The organism is Pseudomonas syringae group sp. J309-1, assembly GCF_032582135.1.
Classification (GTDB): Bacteria; Pseudomonadota; Gammaproteobacteria; order Pseudomonadales; family Pseudomonadaceae; genus Aquipseudomonas; species Aquipseudomonas quasicaspiana.
This window is the reverse complement of record NZ_JAWHNU010000106.1, coordinates 1-7,422: the sequence shown is the minus strand read 5'-3', so window position 1 is coordinate 7,422 and position 7,422 is coordinate 1. Positions and strand designations below refer to the sequence as shown.

Genomic DNA, 7,422 nt, shown 5'->3' with positions numbered 1-7,422 from the left:
TGTTGCAGCAGTCAGATGCGAACTGTTCGTCCCACCACCCCTTCAAGTCTAACCATACAAGCGAATTCATTCGCGAAAGCTCTGTTACAGCCAACAAATATCTGTTGAATGTACCGGCCTCTTCGCGAATGAATTCGCTCCCACAGTAGGCCGACATGCATCCAGCCACCCTGTCGTTACGGCCTCAAATATGACCACCCCCAGCACCTACTCACCCGATTCCCCTGTTCCCGCAGAAAAGCGCGTCTTCGGCGGGCGTGATCTGTTTTCTCTGTGGTTTTCCCTCGGCATTGGTCTGATGGTCCTGCAAACCGGCGCGCTGTTGGCGCCAGGGCTGGGCCTGTCGGGCTCGTTGATGGCGATCTTCTTGGGCACGCTGGTGGGCGTATTGCTGCTGGCCGCTGTCGGCGTGATCGGCAGCGACACCGGTTTGTCGTCCATGGCCGCGCTGAAAGTCAGCCTGGGTAGCAAAGGCGCCTCACTGCCCGCGCTGCTCAACCTGTTGCAGTTGATCGGTTGGGGTTCGTTCGAAATCATCGTCATGCGCGATGCCGCCAGTCTGCTGGGCACCCGCGCTTTTGGCGAAGGCAGCCCGTGGACCAGTCCGCTGCTCTGGACCTTGTTCTTCGGTGGGCTGGCGACATTGCTGGCGGTCAGTGGCCCGCTGACATTTGTTCGGCAGATCCTGCGTAAGTGGGGCATCTGGCTGTTGCTGGCGGCTTGCCTGTGGCTGACCTGGAATCTGTTCGCCAAGGCTGATCTGGCCACGCTTTGGGCTCAGGCCGGTGACGGATCTTTACCCTTTGCCGTTGGCTTTGACATTGCTATCGCCATGCCGCTGTCATGGCTGCCACTGATTGCCGATTACTCACGCTTCGGCAAGCGCGCAAAAAATGTCTTCGGCGGCACCGCGCTGGGGTTCTTCATCGGTAATTTCTGGCTGATGAGCCTGGGCGTCGCTTACACCCTGGCGTTCGCGCCAAGCGGGGAAGTCAATGCGCTGTTGTTGGCGTTGGCAGGGGCGGGGTTGGGGATTCCATTGCTGCTGATCCTGCTCGACGAGTCGGAAAACGCTTTTGCCGATATTCACTCCGCGGCGGTCTCCAGCGGGATGCTTTCAGGGCTGAAAGTCGAGCATCTGGCGTTAGCGATTGGTGTCATCTGCACCCTGATCGCCTGTTTTGCACCGTTGGCGCAGTATCAGAACTTCCTGCTGCTCATCGGCTCGGTATTCGCGCCGTTGTTTGGCGTGGTGCTGGTGGATCACTTTGTGCTGCGAGGACGCAAAAGCGGGGCGGCTAATGTCGGGTTTCAATGGATGACGTTGCTGGCCTGGCTGGGCGGGGTCAGCACCTACCACTTGCTGGCGAATGTTTATCCGGATATCGGCGCAACACTGCCAGCGCTCATCGTCGCTGGCGTGCTGCAGTTGTTGCTGGGTAAAAAAGTTGCCGGGTAAGAACCTCAACCGCGACCGGGGAACAGCTCCGGTTTGAGGATGCCATTGAGCTGTGGATAAGGAATCTTCAGCTCGATGTGACCCATGGAGTAAGGCGCGATGGTGTCCACCTGATACTTGAGGATGAACGCGCCGTACGTCAGGGCGATGTGCGGGGTGCGTTTGAACGGCCAGGTTTTCATGAACTCAGGGTCTTCGTTCATTTTGGTCGACAACAACCAGCCCTGATGCGCCAGTTCGGCCTTCTGCCAGAACTCGCCTTCCTTGCCCGGCACAATCATGTCGGCCAGGGTCAGCACTTTCTCTTGCGGACGTGAGTAGTTGATGAACGCGCGACCTGGCGCGCCGTGTGCGCCGCCGGTCTCCAGATAGCTGGACAGTTCGACGACTACGATACCGTCATGTTGCTCGCGTACCTTGGCTTGCAAATAGCTGGCGTTTCGCCCTTGGGAATTACCCAGGTATTGCTCTTGATACGCCTTGAGCGAGACCGGCAGCGGTCCGCTGGAATCTGTGCGAGTCAGTTGCAGCAGGGTCTTCTGCACGATGGCGTCCAGCTTGGGCTCATCGGGGAAGTGCACGGTGTCGATATTCACCAGCGGGCAATCGGCGGCGGTACAGCCCGGCTTGATCAGCTCGGACGCATCGCGCTGCACTTGCAGGGGCGCACGGTAATTGGGTTGGAACAGGCTCTGACACGCACCCAGCATAAGTGCCAGGCAAGCCAGTGAAGCGATCCTCAATAACGACATGTTGATCCTTTGCGGTGGCAATGAAGACGGTTACGTTGTTCGAGTTCAGGCTGCTTGGACTGCAAACGGTGGCATCGGTTCGCCGCTGGGCGGATTAGAGTTCGTTTCGCCATCACCCGTCTACCCTGCATGTTCAAGAGGGGGCTGCATCTGGTTGGCGATGCGCGTTAGGATGGCGTCACGTCACGATTTACCCGAAGCGAGAAGCCCATGACCGACCCGACCCGATCGACCCCGACAGCGTTTGAAATCACCAAACGGGAAAACTGCTTTCAGGGCTTTTATAGACTGGACAAAGTGATCCTGCGTCACGAGCTGTTTGCCGGTGGCCTGAGCAAGGAAATCAGTCGCGAGCTGTTTGTACGCCACGACGCGGTGTGTGTCCTGCCGTATGACGCCAAACGTGACGAAGTGGTCTTGATCGAGCAGTTTCGCGTTGGTGCGCTGAACAAGACTGCCAACCCTTGGCTGATTGAGCTGGTCGCCGGTTTGATCGACAAAGATGAGCAGCCTGAAGAGGTTGCCCACCGTGAGGCAGAAGAGGAAGCTGATATCGTCTTCAGCGCTTTGTGGCCTATCACTAAATACTTTCCGTCGCCGGGTGGCAGCGATGAGTTCGTTCATCTGTACTTAGGGCGTTGTGAAAGCGAGGGTGCAGGGGGATTGCACGGACTGGAGTCTGAGGGTGAAGATATCCGCGTCACCGTCTGGTCGTTCGATGACGCACTGCAAGCCGTACGTGACGGGCGAATTATCAATGCTTCGACGATTATTGCGCTGCAATGGCTGGCGTTGAATCGTGCCGAAGTCAGGGGGTTATGGTCGTGAATCCATTGCGCGAGCGCTATCGTGTTGACCTCGCCGGGCTGCAAGCCGCCTGCGAGGCCAATTATGCGCGCTTGATGCGATTGTTGCCGGACATGCGCAACGAACAACGCTCACGTCGGGTGGCGGTAACCCAGGGCGATCAAATGCTCGGCGTGCTGGCGGTTGAAGTACTTCTCGATTGTCCATACACCACGACCCTGCAAGTGCGTCAGGAACACAGCCTGCCGTGGCTTCCGGTGCCAAGCCTGGAAGTCCAGGTCTACCACGACGCGCGCATGGCCGAAGTCATCGGCGCTGAACATGCGCGACGCTTTCGGGGGATCTATCCGTATCCCAATGCGGAGATGCATCAGCCGGATGAAAAAGCTCAGCTCAATCTCTTTTTGGGAGAGTGGCTGAGCCATTGCCTGGCGTGCGGGCATGAGTTTGAAACGGTGCGGTAAGCGTTATATCTCGTCTTTCAGAGAAATACATTTCTTGTAGGAGCTGCCGAAGGCTGCCAAAGCACTTATCTGACACACCGCCATCGCAGCCTTCGGCAGCTCCTACAGGCCAATCGTTCGTAACTGAGACCTGCCACTCATTCCCGGATTTGCCGACCTGATCGCTTCCCACCATAATCGCCAGACTCTGCCCCAAGGAGATGGCTTTTGCCCAACGTCCCCGTTAACGACTCAGTCCTGTTGGTCCAGCTGTCCGACAGCCATTTGTTCGCCAATGCGGACGATACGCTGCTGGGCATGTGTACCCGCGACAGTCTGCAAAAAGTCATCGAATTGGTGCTGGCCGAACAGCCGCAGGTCGATCTGGTGGTTGCCAGTGGCGATGTTTCTCAGGACGGCAGTGTTGAGTCTTATGAGGCTTTTCGGCAATTGAGCGATCAGATTGATGCTCCCAAGCGCTGGTTTCCGGGCAATCACGATGAATCCCGGGAAATGCTTCAGGCTGCGCAACAAAGCGACTTGCTCGACCCGGTCATTGATATCGGCAATTGGCGAGTGACGCTGCTGGACTCCTCGGTACCGGGTTCCGTACCCGGGTATTTGTCTGATCAACAACTGCAGTTGCTGGTCCAGTCATTGAGTGAAGCCCCCGAGCGACATCATCTGGTGTGTCTGCATCACAATCCGGTGCCGATTGGCTGCGAGTGGATGAATCCCATCGGCCTGCGTAATCCCGACGCGCTGTTTGCGGTCCTGGAGCGTTTTCCACAGGTGCGAGCAGTGCTCTGGGGGCATGTTCATCAGGAATATGACCAGATGCGCGATACCGTCCGGCTGCTGGCGTCGCCTTCAACCTGCATTCAGTTCGCGCCCGGTAGCGTTGATTTCAAAGTTGATACCACCGCTCCAGGCTACCGCTGGCTGCGTCTTTACAACGATGGGACGCTGGAAACCGGCGTATCCCGGGTGGTTGGCCTGGATTTCGAAGTGGATTACGGCGGCAAGGGCTACTGATCTTTTTGGCGTGATACACACCTGTGCGAGTCTTTCAGCGTTAGTCCCTGTAAACTGCGCGGCTTTGCACCACTCAGTGATTCAGGAGCGGACGGCGTGACCAGCGAAAACCCCACACTGCTTTATATCCACGGCCTGAACAGTTCGGCGCTGTCGAAAAAAGCTACTCAATTGATCGCGCTGATGCGCTCGCTGGGGTTGAGTGAGCAGGTGCGTGTCCCTGAGTTGCATCACCATCCGCGTCAAGCCATGGTTCAGCTCGAATCCGCTATCGAAGAACTGGGGCGGCCATTGCTGGTCGGCAGCTCGCTCGGCGGCTACTATGCGACACACTTGGCGCAGCGTCACGGCCTCAAAGCCGTGCTGATCAACCCGGCAGTCAACCCGCACCAGCTGTTCGACGGATTTGTCGGTACGCAGCAAAACCTTTATACCGGCGAAACCTGGGAGCTGACCCACGACCACGTCAAGGCTCTGGCCGAACTGGAAGTACCAGCACCTCAGGACCCCACGCGTATTCAGGTCTGGCTGCAAACCGGGGATGAGACCCTTGATTATCGCCGCGCCGAATCGTTTTATCGTGCATGCGCCTTGCGTATTCAGGCCGGTGGCGACCACAGTTACCAAGGCTTTGCCGGGCAATTGCCCGCATTGTTGAGCTTTGCCGGATTCGCCCCTGAGTTGTTACAGGCGGTGGATGTTTCGACGCTTTGAATGTATAGCCGGATTAAATGTAGGAGCTGCCGAAGGCTGCGATTGGTTCGAAAGCCTGGCTTAGGCGGATCGCAGCCTTCGGCAGCTCCTACAGGTTTTCAACTCTGTAACCCCACGAACAACTGATGACGAGACCCCATGGCCAATCCCAGCGCTAGCTCTTATAACGCAGACGCCATCGAAGTCCTCTCGGGCCTCGACCCGGTTCGAAAGCGTCCGGGCATGTACACCGACACTTCGCGACCGAACCACCTTGCCCAGGAAGTCATCGACAACAGCGTCGACGAAGCGCTGGCCGGGCATGCCAAATCGGTGCAGGTCATCCTGCATGCCGATAACTCGCTGGAAGTGTCCGACGATGGTCGCGGCATGCCGGTGGATATTCACCCGGAGGAAGGAGTTTCGGGTGTCGAGCTGATCCTCACCAAGCTTCACGCGGGCGGCAAGTTCTCCAACAAGAACTACCAGTTCTCCGGCGGTCTTCACGGTGTGGGTATTTCCGTGGTCAACGCGCTGTCGACCCTGGTCAAGGTTCGGGTCAAGCGCGATGGCAACGAATACGAAATGTCCTTCACCGACGGCTACAAGGCGTCGGAGCTGGAAGTTGTCGGGACGGTCGGTAAACGCAACACCGGGACGAGCGTTTATTTCTCGCCGGACCCCAAGTATTTCGATACCCCGAAGTTTTCGGTCAGCCGTCTCAAGCATGTGCTCAAGGCCAAAGCCGTGCTGTGTCCGGGGCTGCTGGTCAGCTTTGAAGACAAAGCCACCGGCGAAAAAGTCGAATGGCATTACGAAGACGGCCTGCGTTCCTACTTGCAGGACTCGGTCAGCGACTTCCTGCGCCTGCCGGACGAACCGTTCTGCGGTAGTTTTGCTGGTAATAAAGAAGCGGTCGACTGGGCGCTGCTCTGGTTGCCGGAAGGCGGCGACAGCGTTCAGGAAAGCTACGTCAACCTGATCCCGACGGCGCAAGGCGGCACTCACGTCAACGGTCTGCGTCAGGGCTTGCTTGATGCGATGCGCGAGTTCTGCGAATACCGCAATCTGCTGCCGCGTGGCGTGAAGCTCGCGCCGGAAGACGTCTGGGAGCGCATCGCATTCGTGCTCTCGATGAAAATGCAGGAGCCGCAGTTTTCCGGCCAGACCAAAGAGCGCTTGTCTTCTCGTGAAGCGGCGGCGTTTGTGTCAGGTGTCGTCAAAGACGCTTTCAGCCTGTGGCTCAACGCCAACTCCGATCTGGGCATGCAACTGGCCGAATTGGCGATCAACAACGCCGGTCGCCGACTCAAGGCCAGTAAGAAGGTCGAGCGCAAGCGCATTACTCAAGGTCCGGCGTTGCCTGGCAAGCTGGCTGATTGCGCCGGGCAAGACCCGATGCGTTCCGAGCTGTTCCTGGTGGAAGGTGACTCCGCTGGCGGTTCGGCCAAGCAGGCGCGGGACAAGGAGTTTCAGGCGATCCTGCCGTTGCGCGGCAAGATCCTCAACACGTGGGAAGTCGATGGTGGCGAAGTGCTTGCCAGTCAGGAAGTCCACAACATTGCCGTCGCCATAGGTGTCGATCCGGGCGCCGCGGACATGAGCCAGCTGCGCTACGGCAAGATCTGCATCCTTGCCGACGCCGACTCCGATGGTTTGCACATTGCGACCTTGTTGTGTGCGTTGTTCGTCCAGCATTTCCGCCCGCTGGTAGACGCCGGGCACGTGTATGTCGCCATGCCGCCGCTGTATCGCATCGACTTGGGTAAAGAGATTTACTACGCACTGGACGAAGCCGAGCGCGACGGGATTCTGGACCGTCTGGTGGCCGAGAAGAAACGCGGCAAGCCGCAGGTCACTCGATTCAAAGGTCTGGGTGAAATGAACCCGCCACAGCTGCGTGAAACCACCATGGACCCGAACACTCGCCGTCTGGTGCAACTGACGCTGGATGATTTCGAGGTGGCTTCGGAAATGATGGACATGTTGCTGGCCAAAAAGCGCGCCGGCGATCGCAAAAACTGGCTGGAGTCCAAAGGCAACCTTGCCGAGGTTCTGACCTGATGCAAATCGCCCCGGTGTCCCTGACACCGCGCGATAGCGCCAAACCTGCAGAAGTGCGCTTGCCCGCGATGGGGGGGGGGCAGTCGATGGATGTTGCGCCTGCTCGCCCTAATCGCGGGCGCGCGCCCCGGCACAGGAGGTGGGGGTTGTGTTAAGACGGGGGTGGCAG

At 58.2% G+C, this 7,422-nt stretch carries 7 protein-coding genes; 6 read left to right on the top strand and 1 reads right to left on the bottom strand.

Going from position 1 to position 7,422, the window contains the following annotated elements; translation table 11 throughout:
• Positions 1 to 190 precede the first annotated feature (190 nt).
• Entirely contained in the window at positions 191 to 1,459 is a 1,269-nt protein-coding gene (gene cytX / locus RX972_RS28710; protein WP_316880648.1) for a putative hydroxymethylpyrimidine transporter CytX, read from the top strand.
• A gap of 5 nt (positions 1,460 to 1,464) precedes the next feature.
• Here the strand turns inward: cytX and RX972_RS28705 are convergent, their stop codons facing one another.
• Entirely contained in the window at positions 1,465 to 2,211 is a 747-nt protein-coding gene (locus tag RX972_RS28705) for an RsiV family protein (RefSeq protein WP_316880646.1), read from the bottom strand.
• A gap of 210 nt (positions 2,212 to 2,421) precedes the next feature.
• Between RX972_RS28705 and RX972_RS28700 the strand changes: the two genes are divergently transcribed.
• The 5 genes from RX972_RS28700 to parE all read left to right on the top strand — a co-directional run bounded on the left by RX972_RS28700 (position 2,422) and on the right by parE (position 7,253).
• Complete coding sequence (locus RX972_RS28700) at positions 2,422 to 3,039, top strand: NUDIX domain-containing protein (RefSeq protein WP_255885436.1); 618 nt, start codon at positions 2,422 to 2,424, stop codon at positions 3,037 to 3,039.
• A complete protein-coding gene (locus RX972_RS28695) occupies positions 3,030 to 3,482 on the top strand; it encodes a DUF1249 domain-containing protein (protein WP_316880643.1) in 453 nt (150 codons plus the stop codon). Before RX972_RS28700 ends, RX972_RS28695 begins: the two co-directional genes overlap by 10 nt.
• A 237-nt stretch (positions 3,483 to 3,719) precedes the next feature.
• Positions 3,720 to 4,496, top strand: coding sequence for a 3',5'-cyclic-AMP phosphodiesterase (gene cpdA / locus RX972_RS28690; protein WP_410478270.1), 777 nt, complete (start codon positions 3,720 to 3,722; stop codon positions 4,494 to 4,496).
• 96 nt (positions 4,497 to 4,592) lie between these two features.
• On the top strand, positions 4,593 to 5,210 hold the full coding sequence (locus RX972_RS28685) for a YqiA/YcfP family alpha/beta fold hydrolase (RefSeq protein ID WP_231675690.1): 618 nt from the start codon (positions 4,593 to 4,595) through the stop codon (positions 5,208 to 5,210).
• A gap of 138 nt (positions 5,211 to 5,348) precedes the next feature.
• The gene (parE, locus tag RX972_RS28680; RefSeq protein WP_027902520.1) at positions 5,349 to 7,253 is read left to right on the top strand and encodes a DNA topoisomerase IV subunit B; all 1,905 of its coding nucleotides are present in this window, start codon (positions 5,349 to 5,351) and stop codon (positions 7,251 to 7,253) included.
• Positions 7,254 to 7,422 lie beyond the last annotated feature (169 nt).

Excerpts from the sequence above, each read along its gene's own strand:
- RX972_RS28705 (WP_316880646.1), bottom strand. The coding sequence starts at position 2,211 with ATGTCGTTATTGAGGATCGCTTCACTGGCTTGCCTGGCACTTATGCTG.
- parE (WP_027902520.1), top strand. The coding sequence starts at position 5,349 with ATGGCCAATCCCAGCGCTAGCTCTTATAACGCAGACGCCATCGAAGTC.
- RX972_RS28695 (WP_316880643.1), top strand. The coding sequence starts at position 3,030 with ATGGTCGTGAATCCATTGCGCGAGCGCTATCGTGTTGACCTCGCCGGG.
- cytX (WP_316880648.1), top strand. The coding sequence starts at position 191 with ATGACCACCCCCAGCACCTACTCACCCGATTCCCCTGTTCCCGCAGAA.
- RX972_RS28700 (WP_255885436.1), top strand. The coding sequence starts at position 2,422 with ATGACCGACCCGACCCGATCGACCCCGACAGCGTTTGAAATCACCAAA.